Source organism: Rhodobacteraceae bacterium LMO-JJ12, from assembly GCA_021555075.1.
GTDB lineage: Bacteria > Pseudomonadota > Alphaproteobacteria > Rhodobacterales > Rhodobacteraceae > JAKGBX01.
In genome coordinates this window covers 1,549,925-1,567,547 of record JAKGBX010000001.1, presented here as the reverse complement: position 1 = coordinate 1,567,547, position 17,623 = coordinate 1,549,925, and the positions used below count along the sequence as shown (strand labels likewise).

At 59.5% G+C, this 17,623-nt stretch carries 19 protein-coding genes; 6 read left to right on the top strand and 13 right to left on the bottom strand.

Features of this window, described 5'->3' with window-relative positions:
• Window positions 1-117: 117 nt before the first annotated feature.
• The 11 genes from LZG00_07495 to LZG00_07445 all read right to left on the bottom strand — a co-directional run bounded on the left by LZG00_07495 (window position 118) and on the right by LZG00_07445 (window position 8,671).
• On the bottom strand, window positions 118-474 hold the full coding sequence (locus tag LZG00_07495) for a hypothetical protein (GenBank protein MCF3593841.1): 357 nt from the start codon (window positions 472-474) through the stop codon (window positions 118-120).
• Between the two features lie 5 nt (window positions 475-479).
• Window positions 480-1,775 carry an NADH-quinone oxidoreductase subunit NuoF gene (gene nuoF, locus LZG00_07490; protein MCF3593840.1) on the bottom strand — a complete coding sequence of 432 codons (1,296 nt, stop codon included), beginning with the start codon at window positions 1,773-1,775 and terminating at the stop codon, window positions 480-482.
• A gap of 7 nt (window positions 1,776-1,782) precedes the next feature.
• On the bottom strand, window positions 1,783-2,007 hold the full coding sequence (locus LZG00_07485; GenBank protein MCF3593839.1) for a DUF5337 domain-containing protein: 225 nt from the start codon (window positions 2,005-2,007) through the stop codon (window positions 1,783-1,785).
• 10 nt (window positions 2,008-2,017) lie between these two features.
• A complete protein-coding gene (locus LZG00_07480; GenBank protein ID MCF3593838.1) occupies window positions 2,018-2,641 on the bottom strand; it encodes an NADH:ubiquinone oxidoreductase in 624 nt (207 codons plus the stop codon).
• 52 nt (window positions 2,642-2,693) lie between these two features.
• Entirely contained in the window at window positions 2,694-3,914 is a 1,221-nt protein-coding gene (locus tag LZG00_07475; protein MCF3593837.1) for an NADH-quinone oxidoreductase subunit E, read from the bottom strand.
• Window positions 3,914-4,213: a hypothetical protein gene (locus LZG00_07470; protein MCF3593836.1), complete on the bottom strand. Its 300-nt coding sequence runs from the start codon at window positions 4,211-4,213 to the stop codon at window positions 3,914-3,916. Before LZG00_07470 ends, LZG00_07475 begins: the two co-directional genes overlap by 1 nt.
• 219 nt (window positions 4,214-4,432) lie before the next feature.
• A complete protein-coding gene (locus tag LZG00_07465; GenBank protein MCF3593835.1) occupies window positions 4,433-5,653 on the bottom strand; it encodes an NADH-quinone oxidoreductase subunit D in 1,221 nt (406 codons plus the stop codon).
• A complete protein-coding gene (locus tag LZG00_07460; protein MCF3593834.1) occupies window positions 5,653-6,264 on the bottom strand; it encodes an NADH-quinone oxidoreductase subunit C in 612 nt (203 codons plus the stop codon). The genes LZG00_07465 and LZG00_07460 overlap by 1 nt, the downstream gene beginning before the upstream one ends.
• A gap of 49 nt (window positions 6,265-6,313) precedes the next feature.
• Window positions 6,314-6,844: an NADH-quinone oxidoreductase subunit B gene (locus LZG00_07455; protein MCF3593833.1), complete on the bottom strand. Its 531-nt coding sequence runs from the start codon at window positions 6,842-6,844 to the stop codon at window positions 6,314-6,316.
• Window positions 6,835-7,200, bottom strand: coding sequence for an NADH-quinone oxidoreductase subunit A (locus tag LZG00_07450; GenBank protein ID MCF3593832.1), 366 nt, complete (start codon window positions 7,198-7,200; stop codon window positions 6,835-6,837). The genes LZG00_07455 and LZG00_07450 overlap by 10 nt, the downstream gene beginning before the upstream one ends.
• Window positions 7,201-7,564: 364 nt before the next feature.
• Window positions 7,565-8,671 carry a hypothetical protein gene (locus tag LZG00_07445; protein MCF3593831.1) on the bottom strand — a complete coding sequence of 369 codons (1,107 nt, stop codon included), beginning with the start codon at window positions 8,669-8,671 and terminating at the stop codon, window positions 7,565-7,567.
• 494 nt (window positions 8,672-9,165) lie between these two features.
• Here LZG00_07445 and LZG00_07440 point away from each other — a divergent pair, with 494 nt between their 5' ends.
• Together LZG00_07440 and LZG00_07435 are read left to right on the top strand one after the other, a co-directional pair.
• Window positions 9,166-9,843, top strand: a complete 678-nt coding sequence (locus tag LZG00_07440) for a nitroreductase (protein ID MCF3593830.1) — start codon at window positions 9,166-9,168, stop codon at window positions 9,841-9,843.
• A 225-nt stretch (window positions 9,844-10,068) separates the two neighbouring features.
• Window positions 10,069-11,298: a hypothetical protein gene (locus tag LZG00_07435; GenBank protein ID MCF3593829.1), complete on the top strand. Its 1,230-nt coding sequence runs from the start codon at window positions 10,069-10,071 to the stop codon at window positions 11,296-11,298.
• Window positions 11,299-11,369: 71 nt separating this feature from the next.
• Here the strand turns inward: LZG00_07435 and ppk2 are convergent, their stop codons facing one another.
• Window positions 11,370-12,341: a polyphosphate kinase 2 gene (gene ppk2 / locus LZG00_07430; protein ID MCF3593828.1), complete on the bottom strand. Its 972-nt coding sequence runs from the start codon at window positions 12,339-12,341 to the stop codon at window positions 11,370-11,372.
• Window positions 12,342-12,570: 229 nt separating this feature from the next.
• Here ppk2 and LZG00_07425 point away from each other — a divergent pair, with 229 nt between their 5' ends.
• From LZG00_07425 to LZG00_07410, 4 genes are all read left to right on the top strand, one after another.
• Window positions 12,571-13,452 carry an alpha/beta hydrolase gene (locus LZG00_07425; protein ID MCF3593827.1) on the top strand — a complete coding sequence of 294 codons (882 nt, stop codon included), beginning with the start codon at window positions 12,571-12,573 and terminating at the stop codon, window positions 13,450-13,452.
• Window positions 13,453-13,686: 234 nt separating this feature from the next.
• Entirely contained in the window at window positions 13,687-13,989 is a 303-nt protein-coding gene (locus tag LZG00_07420) for an SH3 domain-containing protein (protein MCF3593826.1), read from the top strand.
• Window positions 13,990-14,163: 174 nt separating this feature from the next.
• Entirely contained in the window at window positions 14,164-16,122 is a 1,959-nt protein-coding gene (gene parE / locus LZG00_07415) for a DNA topoisomerase IV subunit B (protein ID MCF3593825.1), read from the top strand.
• A gap of 350 nt (window positions 16,123-16,472) precedes the next feature.
• Entirely contained in the window at window positions 16,473-16,838 is a 366-nt protein-coding gene (locus LZG00_07410) for a hypothetical protein (GenBank protein MCF3593824.1), read from the top strand.
• 539 nt (window positions 16,839-17,377) lie between these two features.
• On the opposite strand, the gene LZG00_07405 is transcribed toward LZG00_07410, so the two are convergent.
• Entirely contained in the window at window positions 17,378-17,578 is a 201-nt protein-coding gene (locus tag LZG00_07405; GenBank protein ID MCF3593823.1) for a CsbD family protein, read from the bottom strand.
• Window positions 17,579-17,623: the final 45 nt, after the last annotated feature.

Below are 17,623 nucleotides of genomic sequence, written 5' to 3'. Positions count from 1 at the left end.
ACGCACCCCCCTTGCTGCCCGAGATGGATACGCGCCTGCGTGATATGCAATAACACGCACCGCAACCCGCTGATGCGGCGGGTTTTTGCCCAAACAGGCCGGGATATGCGCGAAGTCTCACCACCCCTTGCAACGCCCCCTCAGAACCAGCTTGTCATCCACGATCCGCGCCGCGATGTTTTCGTCATCCGGCCCTTGCCCAGCCACCCAGTCCATGTCCGAACGGCCATAATTGGTGATGCAATAGCTATTGGCCTCATGGCGCCCGGCCTCGCGTGCACCTTCCACGCTCTGGCTGGCGCGCGCCACGGTCACGATGAATTCCTCGCGCACATCATCCACCTTTTCCGAGCGCGCCCGAAACTGATGGCCCTCAAAGAACAGCCCTTTCTTGGTGCGCATCTTGTTGGCCACACCGCAGGACGCCAGCATACCAGCCACCAGGCCGAAAAGGATGATCTGTTTGGCTTTCACCGCTCTTACTCCGCCGCCATCGCGCCCATACGGCCCGATTTTTGTGCCTTGATGCGATCCTCGATTTCCTCACGGAAATTCTTGATCAACCCCTGCACCGGCCATGCCGCAGCATCGCCCAACGCACAGATCGTATGACCTTCCACCTGCTTGGTGACGTCAAACAGCATGTCGATTTCTTCGATTTCCGCCTCGCCGCGCACCAGCCGGTCCATGATCCGCATCATCCATCCCGTGCCTTCGCGGCAAGGCGTGCACTGACCACAGCTCTCATGCTTGTAAAACGCCGACAGCCGCCAGATCGCCTTGATAATATCGGTCGAATTATCCATCACGATCACAGCCGCCGTGCCAAGCGACGAACCCACCTCTTTCAGCGCATCAAAATCCATCACCGCGCCGCGCATCGCTTCGCCGCGCACACATGGCACCGAAGACCCACCGGGAATAACCGCCTTGAGATTGTCCCAGCCGCCTCTGATCCCGCCACAATGGGTCTCAATCAGCTCTTCAAAGCTGATCGACATGGCTTCTTCCACCACGCAGGGGTTATTCACATGACCCGAGATTGCGAAAATCTTGGTGCCCGCATTGTTGGGCCGCCCAAAGCTCGAAAACCACTCCGCCCCACGGCGCAGGATCGTCGGCACAACGGCAATGCTCTCCACGTTGTTCACCGTGGTCGGGCAGCCATAAAGCCCCGCACCCGCCGGAAACGGCGGCTTCATCCGCGGCATTCCCTTCTTGCCTTCAAGGCTTTCCAGAAGCGCGGTTTCTTCACCACAGATATACGCGCCCGCGCCATGATGCAGGTAAAGATCGAAATCCCAGCCCGACCCGGCGGCATTCGGCCCCAGAAGCCCTTGGTCATAGGCCTCGTCAACCGCCGCCTGCAACGCTTCGCGCTCGCGGATATATTCGCCGCGCAGATAGATGTAACAGGCATTGGCCTGCATCGCGAAACTGGCGATCAACGCCCCCTCGATCAGCGTATGCGGATCGTGGCGCATGATTTCGCGGTCCTTGCAGGTGCCCGGCTCGGATTCATCCGCGTTGATCACAAGATAGCTGGGGCGACCATCGCTTTCCTTGGGCATGAACGACCATTTCAGCCCGGTGGGAAACCCCGCACCGCCGCGTCCACGCAGCCCGCTGGCCTTCATCTCGCTGATGATCCAGTCGCGCCCCTTCTGGATGATCCCTGCGGTGCCGTCCCAATGGCCGCGCTTCTTAGCGCCGGCGAGCGTACGCTCGTGCATGCCATAAAGGTTGGTAAAGATCCGGTCCTGGTCTTTCAGCATACCCGTCTCATCCTTCGTCTCGCTGGCGCGCACGCCAGATTTGCCAAATCATCACGATCGCCAGCACAAAGCCCGCCAACGCGAATAAATCTATAAGAGCAAGCCATCGCTGGCTCAGCCCGATCTTGCTGCCAAAGAACAGCCCCAGCACCCAAAACGCCGCCGTAAACGCGATCACCAAGGCGACAACCCGTCCCTTGCGCGTCTGGCTCTGATTTGTGCTGTTGCCCATTCATCAGCCCTCAGTAAACCCCGCCCTTGCCGACACGGGCGGAAAACTCGGTATCCCCGCCTGCCGCCAGAACCTTCGCCTGCGACACCCAATCATCGCGGCTTACCCGGCCCTTGAACCCTTCCAGATTGGCATCAACCCAGGCAATTTCCTCAGCGCTCCACCCGGCGATCTGCCCAAAGTGATACACCCCAAGATGGTTAAGCAGCGCTTCAAGCTTCGGCCCAACCCCCTTGATTGCTTTCAAATCGTCGGCTTCTCCGCCCTGTGGTCCGTCCAGCATCTCGGGCATCTTGCCTTCGCCCACATCCACAAGACCGCCGCCATCATCGTAATCATCACCGAGCGCCTGCATTTTTTCGGCCTCGGCCACCAGCTCTGCGGTTTCGATCTTGCGCGCCATCGTTTTCTCGGCGGCTTCCGCCTCAACCTGCACACCCGTCGCCGCCACCGCTTCGGCCTGATCCGCCGCATTGCCACAGACCAAGTCGCTCAGAACCAGCGCCACAAACGCCCCCACCGCCAAAGCGATCAGAACCGCAGGCAGCACCGTGACCGCATCAACCGACGCCCAAAAGGCAAGCGCACCCGTGCCAACCCCGATCACCCAACAGATCCAGTTGCACGCGCTCATTGCGCCCTCCACCGGTTGCGGCAGATCTTATGTGGCTTGGCACCCATAAACGTTACGACTTGCCTTTCTTGGCTTTGGCCGAGAATTCAGTCTCGCCCCCCTTGGCCAGCGTTTCGGCTTGCGCCATCCAGTTGTCGCGCAGAATTCGCCCCTTGAAGCGCAGTCGCGCATCAACCCAGGCGATCTGCGCCTCTGTCCATTTTGCAATCTGGTCGAAATGCCAGAAGCCCAGCTCGTTAAGCGTCTGTTCCAGCTTCGGCCCGACGCCGCTGATCAGCTTGAGATCGTCGGCCCCGCCGTCACGCGCTGCACTCAAGACCTCGGGCTGCTCCTCCGCCACATCCGCCACAACCGCAACTTTCGCCGGAGTCGCCTTCGCCGTGTCAGACTTTGCCGGTTTGCCCTTGGCAGTGGCCTTTGCTTCCTGCTTGGCCACGCCGGTTTCGTCCGCGGGCTCACCCGCCGCAGGCTTCGCCGCCTTGTCCTTGGCCGCTTTCGCAGATGCTTCCTTGCCCTTGGCAGGTTCATCAGATTTCGGCTTGGCCGCCCCACCGGCACGCGCTTTCGCGTCCAGCCATGGCGTCAGAAGCGGCACTTCGGTGCCGTCGATCCGCTTGACCGTATCCCCGATATCCACGGCCAGTTGCGCGCTGGCGTTATACTGCGTCTTGCCGCTCTCATATTCCTTAAGCGAAGTCAGCCCGCCCAATGGTTCGCTTGAATAACGCCCGTTCTGCGGCCCCGGCACCGGCACTTTGCCAGCCGCCAACTCGTCGATGATCTCGCCCAGACGCGCAGCGGTCAGGTTCTCGTAATAATCCTTGCCGATCTGCGCCATCGGCGCATTGGCGCATGCCCCGAGGCATTCCACCTCTTCCCACGAGAACTTGCCATCCGCCGACAGCTCATGTGCGTTGGCCGCAATCTTTTCACGACAAACCCCGACCAGGTCTTCGGAACCACAGATCATGCAGGACGTGGTGCCACAAATCTGGATATTGGCCACCGATCCAACCGGTTGCAGCTGAAACATGAAGTAGAAGCTCGCCACTTCCAACGCCCGGATATAGGCCATTCCCAGCATGTCGGCGATATGTTCAATCGCCGGTCTGGTCAGCCAGCCCTCCTGCTCCTGCGCCCGCCACAAAAGCGGAATGATCGCGCTGGCCTGACGGCCTTCGGGATATTTGGTAATCTGCGCTTCGGCCCAGGCCTGATTGGCAGGCGTGAACGCAAAGCTTGTCGGTTGTTCGCTATGAAGGCGGCGCAGCATCAGGCACAGGCTCCGATTATGAGTTTGACACCCTCGTCACCCGGCAGCTTCACAGCGGTGCCGTTGACAAGATGATATTCGGTCATCTGGATGGCTTGTTCACGGGTCAGCCCGGCTTGCAATTCCACCGGCTGATAGTCGCTCTCGTCGCGCATCACACAACCGATCGAAGTCACGGCAGCCACGTAATCGGCGCGCATTTCGGGGGTGACCCCTTTCGGCGGAATCGCGAGACATCCCGAAAGGGCCGACAAGCAGACCAGCAAAAGCACAGGTTTACGCAGCATTCCAACCATCATGAAAAGTCCCCAGTTTCCAACGTCACACAAAGTCCGTCACACGCAGTCTCGCGCGAAACATCCGGGGGCGCGGTGAAGTTCACTTCCTGCATCAACCCACCCCCATCATAAAAATCACCGCAAAATTCATCGCCCCGAACAGATGCAGTATCGCGCCCGAAATCGGATCACCGCCCCCAAACAGAAGGGCAAAACCCGGAAGGCCGACACTGCTGATCATCAGCGATCAATCTCCCCGAACACCACATCAAGCGACCCGATGATCGCCGCCACATCAGCCAACTGATGCCCCTTGGCGATATGATCCATCGCCTGCAAATGCAAAAACCCCGGCGCGCGGATCTTGGCGCGATACGGACGGTTGGTGCCATCGGCCACCAGATAGACTCCGAATTCACCTTTGGGCGCTTCAACCGCGCAATAAACCTCACCCTCGGGCACATGGAAGCCTTCGGTATAGAGTTTGAAGTGATGGATCAGAGCTTCCATCGAGGTTTTCATATCGCCCCGTTTCGGCGGGGTGATCTTGCCCCGTGCCATCACATCGCCTTGCCCTTCCGGCGCGCGAAGCTTTTCAATCGCCTGAAGCATGATCTTGATGGATTCACGCATCTCCGCCATCCGCATCAGATAGCGATCAAAGCAATCGCCACTCGTGCCAACGGGGATCTCGAAATCGAATTCGTCATAGCATTCATAGGGTTGCGAGCGTCGCAGATCCCACGCCATACCAACCGAACGCGCCATCACCCCGGAAAAACCGTATTCCAGAACCGTCTGCTCATCGACCACGCCAATATCGACGTTGCGCATCTTGAAGATGCGGTTTTCGGTCAACAACGTGTCGATGTCGTCGAGAAACTTCGGGAATGCCTTGGCCCAGGTCTCGATATCGTCGATCAGATCAGGCGGCAAATCCTGATGCACGCCACCGGGGCGGAAATAGGCCGCGTGCAGCCGTGCACCGCACGCCCGCTCGTAAAAGATCATCAGCTTTTCGCGTTCCTCAAAGCCCCAGACCGGCGGCGTCAGAGCGCCAACGTCCAGCGCCTGCGTCGTCACGTTCAGCAAGTGGTTGAGAATGCGTCCGATTTCCGAGTAAAGCACCCGGATCAGGCTGCCCCGGCGCGGCACTTCCACGCCGCACAGCTTTTCGATCACCAGACACCAGGCATGTTCCTGGTTCATCGTGCCGACATAATCCAGCCGGTCGAAATACGGCAGACATTGCAGATATGTCCGGCTCTCCATCAACTTCTCGGTGCCACGATGCAGCAGGCCGATATGCGGATCACACCGTTCCACGATCTCCCCGTCCAGCTCCAGCACAAGGCGCAAAACCCCATGCGCAGCAGGGTGTTGCGGGCCAAAGTTAATGTTGAAATTGCGGATCTTCTGCTCGCCCGTCAAGGCGTCGTCGAAACCTTTGGAGCCATCCATCATTTCTTCGCCCCTTCGCTCTTCTCATCACCCGGCAGGATGTATTGCGCACCCTCCCAGGGAGACATGAAATCAAACTGCCGATACTCCTGCACCAGGGTCACAGGCTCATAGACCACCCGTTTCTGGCTCTCGTCATAGCGCACCTCGACATAGCCCGTCGTCGGGAAGTCCTTGCGCAGCGGATGCCCCTGAAAGCCATAATCCGTCAGCAGCCGCCGCAGGTCCGGATGACCCGAGAACAAAAGGCCGAACATGTCGAAAATTTCGCGCTCAAACCAGTTGGCGGAGGGGTGCACCTCGGTGATCGACGGCACCAACTCATCCTCGCGCACGCCCATGCGCAGGCGAATGCGGTGGTTCTGATACATGCTGAGGAAGTGATAAACCACGTCAAACCGTTTGGGCCGCGCCGGATAATCCACTGCGGTGATATCCACCAGCGTCGAAAACCGGCAGGTGCCATCGGTCTTGAGAAAGTCGATCAGCGCCACAATGCCTGACGGCGCCACATCGACGTTCAGCTCGCCATGGGTCACATCCCAGCCCAGAACGCTGTCGGGGCGCTTGCCTTCGATATACGCGCCCAGTTCCTTGAGTGCCTCACTCATCGTCTTGCCCCTTCCCGCGCTTGATTGGCGCAGTCTTGTTGCCCGCGCCTTAGCGCGCGATCGTTCCGGTCCGGCGGATCTTCCGCGCCAACTGCATCACACCGTAAACCAGCGCCTCAGCGGTCGGCGGGCAGCCCGGCACATAGATATCCACAGGCACCACGCGGTCACAGCCGCGCACCACCGAATAGCTGTAATGATAGTAGCCACCGCCATTGGCGCAGGACCCCATGCTGATCACATAGCGCGGCTCGGGCATCTGGTCATAAACCTTGCGCAGCGCCGGCGCCATCTTGTTGGTCAGCGTCCCGGCCACGATCATCACGTCCGACTGGCGCGGGCTTGCGCGCGGCGCAACGCCAAAGCGTTCCAGATCATAGCGCGGCATCGAGGCATGCATCATCTCAACGGCGCAACAGGCCAGCCCGAACGTCATCCAGTGCAAGGAGCCTGTGCGCCCCCAATTGATGATGTCCTCGGTGGTGGTCAGCAGAAAGCCCTTGTCCTGCAGTTCCGCATTCAGCGCCTGCGTGGCAACTTCTTGATCCACACCCGCCGTATTGGCTCCGGTCATGACCATTCCAGCGCCCCTTTCTTCCATTCATAGGCAAACCCGATGGTCAGCACCGCCAAAAACACCATCATCGACCAGAAACCCACCATGCTGACATCCTTGAACGCCACGGCCCAAGGGAAAAGCATCGCGATTTCAAGGTCAAAGATGATGAACAGGATCGACACGAGATAGAACCGCACGTCAAATTTCATCCGTGCATCGTCGAAGGCGTTGAAACCGCATTCATACGCACTTACCTTCTCGGGATCGGGGTTGCGCACTGCCAGAATGAACGCGGCCAGAAGGAAAACCATACCCAGCGCGACAGCAATGACGAGAAAGATGAGAATGGGAAGATATTCCCTGAGCATCTCTTCCATGGATTGAGGCTCCTTCCTGCGCAGTCTCCGGCGCGCTAAATAGCAGCGAAATCTTGCCTCAGGGTTTACTAGCGCCCCATGGCAGGGTCAACCGACGCAAGGACATATTCAGTTAGTTGAAATTGTCGCAGCTTTCCCAGTATACAACCGCATACAAAGCCATGAAAACAAGGGCTTTTAGCTACCTGGGCAGGCATAAACACGCGCAATCTCTGTCATTGCGTTATAAACATGCATGGTGTGTGCCTGTTTTACGTCTGTTTTTCCGGCATTTCGAACCGACTCAGCCCTGCTCTCGCACCGCTTTGATAACCCCAAGCCACGACAACAGTGCACGCCGCCCCGAACCGCGTTCCAGAATAGTTCAGAGATTCGCACGCGTGGCATCAGAGAGAAGTTGTTCCAACTCCGCGCTTTGATACGGGGACAGACCGGTCTGGATCGCCTCAAGCGTGGCGCGTTTGTATGGCTGGGTCGCGATCTGGTGCACAGCAATATTCCAACGTTCGTCCATCCATGCTTCAAAGTCATCCTTAACGCGCTTCAACTCTCTCTCCGCCTGCGAGATATCGAGCACCAGCGGGGTATCTTGTGCCGTGACGGGCACAGGCGCCTTGTGCTGTTTTTCAAAGCTACTGAGCCGGACGCGCAAAAACGAAAGATCGGCTTCAAGGCGTGCAATCTGAGCCTCGCGGCTGCGTGGATTGCACTGCAATGGGCTCAGCACAAACGCGGCCACAAGATCGTCGCAAATTTCCGGCCGCTTGTCTCGTGTCGCACGCGCGACAGGCCCCATGATCGCCGCGCCCAATTCACAGAGTCTTTCGCGTCTCATTGTCAGACCCATCATGCCTTCGCCAACCTCCTGACAGATGTCATGCGTAGCGTCCCCGCGCTCCACCACATGGAACGTCATGATCCGCCCGATGTATTTGGCAGCATCAGCACCCTGCGCCAAAAGGTAGATTGCAAACGAGAATGATTGCTCGGGAAAGGCCATCAAAGCATCGGGAATGACGCGCGCCACATCGGCGCGAAGGCCCTCGGCAACATCACTTGCCGCGGTATGATGAAAATAGAGCGAAATGAGTGCATCGACAGGCCGGGCAAGCCCTTCTCGCCCCTTTGCCGCCGCAGTCATCTGAGCGATCAGCGACAAGATCGTCTCGTTATGCCGCGCAAGCCTTGCCTCGATCGCCGACTTCGAGCCGATGGCGCGCAAATAGTCAGTGTCCGAGGCGGTGTAGAGAAAAACCTCAGCCGCTTTTTGCGTGAATACATGTGGGCGCGCGCACGATTGCTCCACGCCCAAAAGCGTTTGGCCAGCCTCGATGATGAGCGCATACAAGGTGTCGAAATGAACAAAATCCTCTGCGAATATCTCTGACCATTCCCGCCTTATCGCCAGCAACTCTGTAAAATCATCATCCTCCACAGAGGCGAGGCGCTCCAATGACGGGACAAAAATCATCGCGCCAACACCCGCAGATCGCGAAAGCGATACTGGCTATCATTGACGATTCCGCCACCGTCAATGATCGCCCCCAACAAGCCGGGGTCTGAGAAGCAGAAGGTCATCACTGTGCCGCCCGCCTTACACCGAAAGCTAAGCAGAAAACCAAGCGCCCGATACCAGTGAATTTCGTATGAGATTCCATATGTTGTCCCAATCTGTCTGATCACTGATCAAACTACGCAGGACCAGCAATCGCAGCAATGCCAAAGCTGCAATGCGGCCGGGTGATTCCTCGGCCAATGACCGATACGGCCCGTTAGCTGCATGTCGTTGCAACGGCGGCGATGGGCCGCGCTCGCCCCACACGCGCGGCCTTGCCCACGTACCACCCCCAAAACCGCTTCCCGGCCACACCACATCGCATTCTGACGTCGCGTTGCCGGTTGACGCATCGCACCACCCCATCCAACCCTGCACCTCCCGTGCCTGCGACAAAAAGGAGCCTTGACGTGAAACTCGACCAAGCCATGCGCGGACGGCGCAGCATTCGCGGCTTTACCGCCGATCCCGTGCCCCGCGAACTCCTCGAAGAGATCATCGCGCTGGCCAATCGCGCGCCGTCCTCGATGAACACCCAGCCTTGGCATCTGCACATCGTCACCGGCGAACCGCTGGAAAGAATCCGCGAAGGTAATTCCACCCTCATGCTCTCTGGTTACCCGCCCCAGCGTGAAATCAACGATCACGGTGCCTACGATGGCGTGCATCGCGAACGCCAGATCGAGATCGCGGTGCAACTGTTCGAGGCCATGGGGATCGAGCGCAACGACAAGGAAAAGCGCCAGGACTGGGTGATGCGCGGTTTTCGCCAGTTCGACGCGCCGGTCTCGGTGGTCGTGTGTTTCGACCGCTCACTGGAAGACAATGGCACGATCGCGCATTTCGATCTCGGCGCGCTGACCTATGGCCTTGTGCTGGCCGCATGGAGCCGCGGCCTCGGTGCCGTCATCAACGGCCAGGGCATCATGCAATCGCCCGTGGTGCGCGAACACGCGGGCATCCCCGACGATCAAGTGATCCTGACCTGCGTCGCCCTCGGCTGGCCCGATGAAAACTTTGCCGCCAACTCGGTAAAATCACGCCGCCGCCCGGTCGGAAACGCCGCGCGGTTCGTGGGGTTTGACTAAGCTCGGCACCGCGCGTTCCGCCCTCTCAGAAAAACGCCTGTATCCCCCCGCGGCGCAGCAATGCCAAAGCTGCAAGCCGCGCGTTTGCTAACCTGCGCTTTGGTTCTGCACTGGCCCTGCAACAGCGGCTTTCCGCTTGTAGTCGGGGTTATGTCGACTCGCCCAAGATGCTAACATCCCCGCCGCCGCCAGGCTCCGTTGTCTGGCCAGAGGGAGGTCTAGACAATGCACATCTTCACCCGCATCATCGGCGCATTTCTCGCCACCGTTCCCGTTCATGCCGCCGCCCAGAGCCTGCCCCAGGGCGACGGGCGCGACCTCGTCGAGGCCCACTGCACCAGTTGCCACAGCACCCGCAATATCAACCGCGCGCTTGGCTATGACCTCGCGGGCTGGAAGGCGCTGGCCCTGACCATGGTCGAGCTCGACGACACTCCCGAAATCGATACGATCGCCGCCTACCTCGCAGAACATTTCCCGCCGAATGACCGACGTGCGCCCATCATGGCAGAAGGGCCGCTGCGTCTCGATATCGAAACCTGGTCCGGCCCCACCCGTGGCCAGCGCGCACGCGATCCGGTCCAAGCCCCCGACGGTGCGATCTGGTGGACAGGGCAATGGGCAGACGTGCTGACCCGCCTTGATCCGGGCACGGGCGAAATGCAGGAATTCGCGCTGCCCACCGGTGCGCGCGCCCATACCGTCACCGCCGCCGAAGACGGCATGATCTGGTATACTGGCAACGGCAACGCAACCATGGGCCGTCTTGATCCTGCGACAGGCGAAATCACCGTCTACGACATGCCCGACCCAGCGGCAGGCGATCCGCATTCCGCCATCGTCGCCCCCGACGGGCGGGTTTATTTCACAGTTCAGCGCGGCAACATGGTCGGGCGGATCGATCCGGCCAGCGGCGCGATCGACCTGGTGCGCATGCCGGTGCGCGGCTCGCGCCCCTACGGCATCAAGCGCGCGGCAGACGGCACCATCTGGGTCAGCGCCAATGGCGCCAACCGGCTCTATAGCCTCGACCCTGAGAGCCTCGCCGTCTCCGAACACGAAATACCCCATCCCGACAGCCACATCCGCAGACTCGATATCGCCCCGGACGGCACCATCTGGTATGTCAATTCCGGCCGCGGTCGGCTCGGACATTACGACCCGGTCACCGGGGACTTGCGCGAATGGCCAAGCCCCAGCGGCCCCTCCTCGCACCCCTACGCGATTGCCTGGTTCGATGGCGCGGTCTGGTATAACGAATCCGGTATGCGCCCCGACATGATGGTGCGCTTTGACCCGACAAACGAAACTTTCCAGAGCTGGCCGATCCCTTCGGGCGACATCCACGCGGGCATCGTCCGACACATGCGCGTCACCCGCGACGGCACGGGCCTGCTGATCCATCAGAGCGCCACCAACACCATCATGCGGATCCGCCTCGCGCCATCAAGCTAAACCCGTCGTGCCAAAACAAAGCCGCGCGCAATCCCTCGCGCGCGGCCTTGCCGACTAGAATTGTTCCTAATTCACCCGCGCCGCTGATCCGGATGCAGCGCCGTGCCCAGAATGTGGTCCGAGCGGTGGATCACATGGTTGGCGCTCGACACCAACAGAGGGTCGGGATGCCCGACAATGCGTTCATCCTTGCCCGGATAATCAATGCTCGACAGGAAATGGCGCATGCACGCCAGCCGCGCACGTTTCTTGTCGTTCGACTTCACAACGGTCCAGGGCGCATCCGCCGTGTCGGTATAGAAAAACATCGCCTCCTTGGCCTCGGTATATTCGTCCCACTTATCCAAAGACGCCTTGTCGATCGGGCTTAGCTTCCATTGCTTCAGAGGATCTCCGGCGCGGCTCTCAAACCGACGCTTCTGCTCGTCCTGCGTGACCGAGAACCAGTATTTGTAAAGCCGTATCCCCGACCGCACCAGCATCCGCTCCAAATCCGGCGTCTGGCGCATGAATTCCAGATATTCCTGCGGCTCGCAGAACCCCATCACCCGCTCGACTCCGGCGCGGTTATACCACGAGCGGTCATAGAGCACGATCTCACCCGTCGTCGGCAGATGATCGATATAGCGCTGGTAATACCACTGCCCACGCTCCTCGTCCGTCGGCTTGTTCAGCGCCACAACACGCGCCGAACGCGGATTGAGATGCTCGGTAAACCGCTTGATCGTGCCGCCCTTGCCCGCCGCGTCGCGCCCCTCGAACAGCATCACAAATTTCTGCCCGGTCTCCTGCGACCAAAGCTGCACCTTCAACAGCTCGGCCTGAAGCTTCGCCTTCTGCGCCTCATAGCTGCGCCGCCCCAGCTTGGTCTCATAAGGGTATTCGCCGGTTTCAAACGCGCGTCGCACCTCCTCGGCACTCGACGCATTATTCGTCTGCGCCGCGACGGTATCGGGCACCGCCGTCTCCGCGTTTTCGGGCGTGGTCTCTTCAACAGGTTTGTGGGCGGAATTTCGGCGTGGCGCAGCCTGTGCGTCGGTCATTGGCGTCTCCTAACGTTTGATGTTGTTCACAGTATAACAGTCTACTGCCCTCCCGGCATTGATCCGCATCAAACATTACGCCGATTGGCCAACATTCGCCGCCTTGCACCCGCCCCGATGTGAACCGCTGCACCCATCGGCGCAGCTCTCGCTAACCTCCCGCCCCACGACCAAACCAACGCCACGTTCTCCTTGTCGCATCTCCCCTTGCCACTCTACGCTTCTCACCATGCAGAGCCATCACATCCACCTCTCCGGTCAACCGTTTCATTACCTCACCTGGGGCGACCCCACTTTGCCAGCTCTCTTGATGCTGCACGGTTTCCCCGAATACTCCGCCGCCTGGGACGAACTGGCGACCCGCCTCAGCCATCGCTTTCACTGCATCGCCCCGGATCAGCGCGGCTATGGTCAAAGCTTCGCCCCCGCCGACCCCGGCGAATACACTGCCTCAAGGCTGGTAGGCGACATGGTCGATCTGATCACCAACCTCGATACTGGTCCGCTCACCCTGCTCGGCCACGACTGGGGCGCGGCGGTGGCCTATGCGCTGGCTATTTCCCAAACCGATCTGGTCGAGCGCTTGATCATCGTCAACGGTGTCCACCCTGCCCCGTTTCAACGCGAACTGGCCAAGGGCGGTGCGCAATCCGAGGCGTCGCAATATATCGAATTCCTGCGCACGCCAGATGCGGAAGCCCGCCTCGCCGCCGATGATTTCGCCCGCTTCATGGCCCTCTTCTCGGCCAAGATGGACCTCACCTGGATGACCCCTGACAAACTGCGCGCCTACAAACGCGAATGGGCGCGCCCCGGCCGGCTTACCGGTATGCTCAACTGGTATCGCGCCTCCCCGCTCAGGGTCGCCGCCCCCGGCGTGCCAATCAACGACCTGCGCAGCTTTTCGCCCGCCCGCCTTACCGTGCCTCAACCGCACCTCTTGATCTGGGGGCAGGATGATACCGCCCTCCTGCCTGAAACCACCGAGGGGCTAGAGACTTACGTGCCCAACCTCACCCGCGTCACCGTCCCGCAGGCTGATCATTGGATTTGCCATCAAAAACCCGACGCCGTGGCAACCGCCCTCCTTGACTGGATCGACAGCCCCTAAAGCGTTTCGAGATAAACTTGAATCACGAGTTTGCTTTGAGATGCCCACAACATTGATGTGTTGCGCGGCGTTTCCACTTAACCCTGCCTCAGGTTTAAGTGGAAACGCTTTAAGCCAAACACGCCGACAATCCCATGCGGTTTCCACGTTATTGTGTTTCATGCAAATCGGGCTGTTCCTTTGGCGACTCTGACAGACTACAAAGGCAGTCGAGGCAGAAAACAGGAGAAAACGATGCGCAAAGCCATCATCGCAGCGCTGGCATCAGGTATGATGTGTGTCACCCTTGGCGCCGAACCGGCCACAGCCGCCTCGCTCGGGCGCTACGAAGTTACCGGCGTCGAGAGCGACGACATGCTGAAAATGCGCGGCGGGCCGGGAATCGGCTATAGCGTGATTGTTGGCCTTCCAAATGGAACCGTCTTACGCGTTCACAGCTGCCAGCAGACCGGTGGCACCCGCTGGTGCAAGGTCTCGCTCGAGCGCGCACGTGGCCTCAAAGGCTATGTCTCCTGGGCATACCTGCGGAAGCTTTGAACGCACGATGATCTTGCGCATAGGTGACTTCCAAACCACCGGGCTGTTGCGCTGTGCCATTTAATCCGCCCCGAGGCGGCCTTGATGCACCCTTACCCCACCCACAGCATCTTCCCCCATCCCGTCCACTCTGCCATAATGCCCGCCAACCAAGACCAATAAGAGCAGCAGCACATGGCCGACGATCTCCTCTCCACCGCCGATAACGGCGACTATGATGCATCCTCGATCGAGGTGCTCGAAGATATGGAACATGTCCGGCTGCGCCCTGGCATGTATATCGGCGGCACCGATGATCGCGCCTATCATCACATGGTTGCCGAAATCGTCGACAACTCGATGGACGAAGCCGTCGCCGGTCACGCCAACCGGATCGAGATTGAACTGCACGAAAACGGCCACGTCACCGTGCGCGACAACGGTCGCGGCATCCCCGTCGGCCCCCACCCCAAAGACCCGAGCAAAACTGCCCTCGAAATCATCTTCTGCACCCTCAACGCGGGCGGCAAATTCTCTGGCGACAGCTATGAAACCTCGGGCGGCCTACACGGCGTCGGCTCCTCGGTGGTCAACGCGCTCTCCGATCATGTCCGCGTCGAAGTCGCGCGCAACAAGGAACTCTACGCGATGGAGTTTTCCTGTGGCGCGCCCCAGGCTCCACTGGCCAAGATCGGCGCCGCCCCCAACCGGCGCGGCACCTCCGTCACCTTCCACCCTGACCCGAAAATCTTCGGCTCGCTCAAATTCAAACCCGCGCGCCTGTTCAAGATGGCCCGTTCCAAGGCCTACCTCTTTTCTGGCGTCGAAATCCGCTGGAAATCCGCCATAGACGACGGCGAAACCCCGCTTGAGGCCACGTTCCACTTCCCCGGCGGCCTCACCGACTACCTCAAAGAGACCATGGGCACCGCCACCACCTACGCCGAAACCCCCTTCTCGGGCCTCGTCGATTTCAAGGAGCGTTTCAACACCCCCGGCAAGGTCGAATGGGCGATCAACTGGACCCCGTCGCGCGACGGCTACCTGCAAAGTTATTGCAACACGGTCCCCACCCCCGAAGGCGGCACCCATGTCGCCGGGTTCTGGGCCGCGATCCTCAAAGGCATCAAGGCCTATGGCGAGCTTGCCAACAACCGCAAGGCCGCCCAGATCACTCGCGATGACCTCACCTCGGGCGGTTGCGCGCTGGTCTCGTGTTTCATCCGCGAGCCGGAATTCGTCGGCCAGACCAAAGACCGTCTCGCCACCGTCGAGGCCCATCGCCTGGTTGAAAACGCCGTGCGCGACCATTTCGACAACTGGCTGGCCTCCAACACCAAATCCGCCGGCGCGATCCTCGATTTCCTCGTGCTGCGCGCCGAAGAACGCCTGCGCCGCCGCCAGGAAAAAGAGACCCAGCGCAAGACCGCCACCAAGAAACTCCGCCTGCCCGGCAAGCTCACCGATTGCTCGTCAAACGACCGCGTCGGAACCGAATTGTTCATCGTCGAGGGCGACTCCGCCGGCGGTTCGGGCAAAGGCGCGCGTGATCGCAAGACCCAGGCCCTTTTGCCGCTCAAAGGCAAGATCCTCAACGTCCTTGGCGCCGCCTCGTCCAAACTCGGCTCCAACGCCGAAATCTCCGACCTCTGCGAGAGCCTTGGCTGTGGCATGGGCAGCAAATTCAACCTCGAAGATCTGCGCTATGAGAAGATCATCATCATGACCGACGCCGACGTCGACGGCGCCCATATCGCGGCCCTGCTGATGACATTCTTCTTCACCCAGATGCGCCCGCTGATCGACAACGGCCACCTCTACCTCGCCTGCCCACCGCTCTATCGCCTGACCCAAGGCGCGCGCCGCGTCTATGTCGCCAACGACGCCGAAAAAGACGCCGTGTTCGAAAAGGGTCTGGGCGGCAAAGGCAAGATCGACGTGCAGCGGTTCAAGGGCCTCGGCGAAATGGACGCCAAGGATCTCAAGGAGACCACGATGGACCCCAAAACCCGCAGGCTCATCCGCGTCACCATCGACGAAGACGAACCCGGCGAAACCTCAGATCTGGTCGAGCGCCTGATGGGCAAGAAGCCGGAATTGCGGTTCCAGTATATTCAGGAAAACGCGCGGTTTGTGGAGGAGTTGGATGTATGAGTGAGGAAGAGCTTACTATACCTTTCGGAACCTTACCCAATAAAGCTAATGACTTGCTAACTAGGTATTTGAGTGATGTCAAAAAACTGGGCGATTGTATATTTGACAAACCCGTGTTAACCTGAACATAAGAATAGGGGCGCGGTACCGGAAAAACACTACATAGTGTGGGAGTATGCAACGATCTGTGTCGTTGAATGCAATCCTGCGCTTGACTCAATCGCGTTCAAGATTCCATGATCGTCGTGACGTACTAAAAATGGATGCGCCTCCTAGGGTGCCTAGGCCAAGGCGGCGCTGATATTGTGGTATCTGCAACCCATAGACGGGTCGCTGCGGATAGCCTCCCAATGACTGAATCCTACGATTCAGAATCATGGCAAGTCAATGACCCGTCGCACACAGCGATGGAGTATACAATGTTGGAACTTGTCAAAAGCGCCATTGAGGGGCGCAAAACCCTCATCATTGACTATCACCCCGGCGTACGGAACGTCGAACCGCATGCGGTCGGTTACAGTTCTAGCGGCGACATATTGATCCGTGCATACCAGACTAGCGGAGCAAGTGCGTCAGGCGAACACGTCAACTGGCAACTATTCCGGTTGGACCGAGCGAACGGCGTCGACGATGGCGGCGACGTGTTTGACGGCCCTCGTCCAGAATATAGGCGCGACGATAGTGCTATGAAGGGCGGGATCATCGCTCAGCTATAATGCCCACTTAATCCCGCCAAACCACTCTCCCCAAGCAAACACACCCCCCTCACCAAATCGCCTGTCGGCAATGGGCGCCGCAAGCGCCATGATTCCGGGCAATTCTCCGCCAAATCCGCCTATTCAAATCTCTTGCTCGGCCCTCAACACAGGCGTATCATCACCCTCGCAGGCTCCATGAGAAACACCATGCCCCTGCCGCTTCCCAAGGATCATCACCCGCACCAAGTCCGGGCCGAAGATCGACTGACGACGCGACGGCCCGCAGGGTCACGCCCTTCGGGAACGCTCTTAAGGGAACCACACCATGTCCAAAGAGAAAAACCGCGGCAACCGCGAAACCAAGAAGCCGAAAAAAGAACAACCCAAGGTCAGCGCCACAGCCAATTCCAACCTCGGCAAACCCGTCAGCCTCGGTGCAAAGAAGAAGGTATAAACCGCCCCCCGTTGCCCCTCAAATAGCGCCAACCCCATAGCGCATGAAAAACCCCGGAGGTCGAAACCTCCGGGGCACACTCACTACCAAACAGCGGAAAAACTCAGCCCATGCGCGCCGACCAGTCGTCGACTTCTTTCTCGGCCACTTCTTTGGCCTTGCCGTATTTCTGCTGAACCAGACCAACCATCTGTTCGCGGTTGCCCTGGACCTGGTCCAACTCATCGTCGGTCAGCTCGCCCCAGTTCTCACGGGCCTTGCCTTTGAGTTCGGTCCATTTACCTTTTACTTGATCCCAATTCATGTCGTCTCTCCTTTCGTTGCCTTCTCGTTGTCTTCCCCATAACAA

Bases quoted from the DNA above. Each gene is read 5' to 3' on its own strand.
- nuoF (MCF3593840.1), bottom strand. From the start codon at position 1,775: ATGCTGAAAGACCAGGACCGGATCTTTACCAACCTTTATGGCATGCAC.
- LZG00_07485 (MCF3593839.1), bottom strand. From the start codon at position 2,007: ATGGGCAACAGCACAAATCAGAGCCAGACGCGCAAGGGACGGGTTGTC.
- LZG00_07480 (MCF3593838.1), bottom strand. From the start codon at position 2,641: ATGAGCGCGTGCAACTGGATCTGTTGGGTGATCGGGGTTGGCACGGGT.
- LZG00_07475 (MCF3593837.1), bottom strand. From the start codon at position 3,914: ATGCTGCGCCGCCTTCATAGCGAACAACCGACAAGCTTTGCGTTCACG.
- LZG00_07470 (MCF3593836.1), bottom strand. From the start codon at position 4,213: ATGATGGTTGGAATGCTGCGTAAACCTGTGCTTTTGCTGGTCTGCTTG.
- LZG00_07465 (MCF3593835.1), bottom strand. From the start codon at position 5,653: ATGGATGGCTCCAAAGGTTTCGACGACGCCTTGACGGGCGAGCAGAAG.
- LZG00_07460 (MCF3593834.1), bottom strand. From the start codon at position 6,264: ATGAGTGAGGCACTCAAGGAACTGGGCGCGTATATCGAAGGCAAGCGC.
- LZG00_07455 (MCF3593833.1), bottom strand. From the start codon at position 6,844: ATGGTCATGACCGGAGCCAATACGGCGGGTGTGGATCAAGAAGTTGCC.
- LZG00_07450 (MCF3593832.1), bottom strand. From the start codon at position 7,200: ATGGAAGAGATGCTCAGGGAATATCTTCCCATTCTCATCTTTCTCGTC.
- LZG00_07445 (MCF3593831.1), bottom strand. From the start codon at position 8,671: ATGATTTTTGTCCCGTCATTGGAGCGCCTCGCCTCTGTGGAGGATGAT.
- LZG00_07435 (MCF3593829.1), top strand. From the start codon at position 10,069: ATGCACATCTTCACCCGCATCATCGGCGCATTTCTCGCCACCGTTCCC.
- ppk2 (MCF3593828.1), bottom strand. From the start codon at position 12,341: ATGACCGACGCACAGGCTGCGCCACGCCGAAATTCCGCCCACAAACCT.
- LZG00_07425 (MCF3593827.1), top strand. From the start codon at position 12,571: ATGCAGAGCCATCACATCCACCTCTCCGGTCAACCGTTTCATTACCTC.
- LZG00_07420 (MCF3593826.1), top strand. From the start codon at position 13,687: ATGCGCAAAGCCATCATCGCAGCGCTGGCATCAGGTATGATGTGTGTC.
- parE (MCF3593825.1), top strand. From the start codon at position 14,164: ATGGCCGACGATCTCCTCTCCACCGCCGATAACGGCGACTATGATGCA.
- LZG00_07410 (MCF3593824.1), top strand. From the start codon at position 16,473: ATGACTGAATCCTACGATTCAGAATCATGGCAAGTCAATGACCCGTCG.
- LZG00_07405 (MCF3593823.1), bottom strand. From the start codon at position 17,578: ATGAATTGGGATCAAGTAAAAGGTAAATGGACCGAACTCAAAGGCAAG.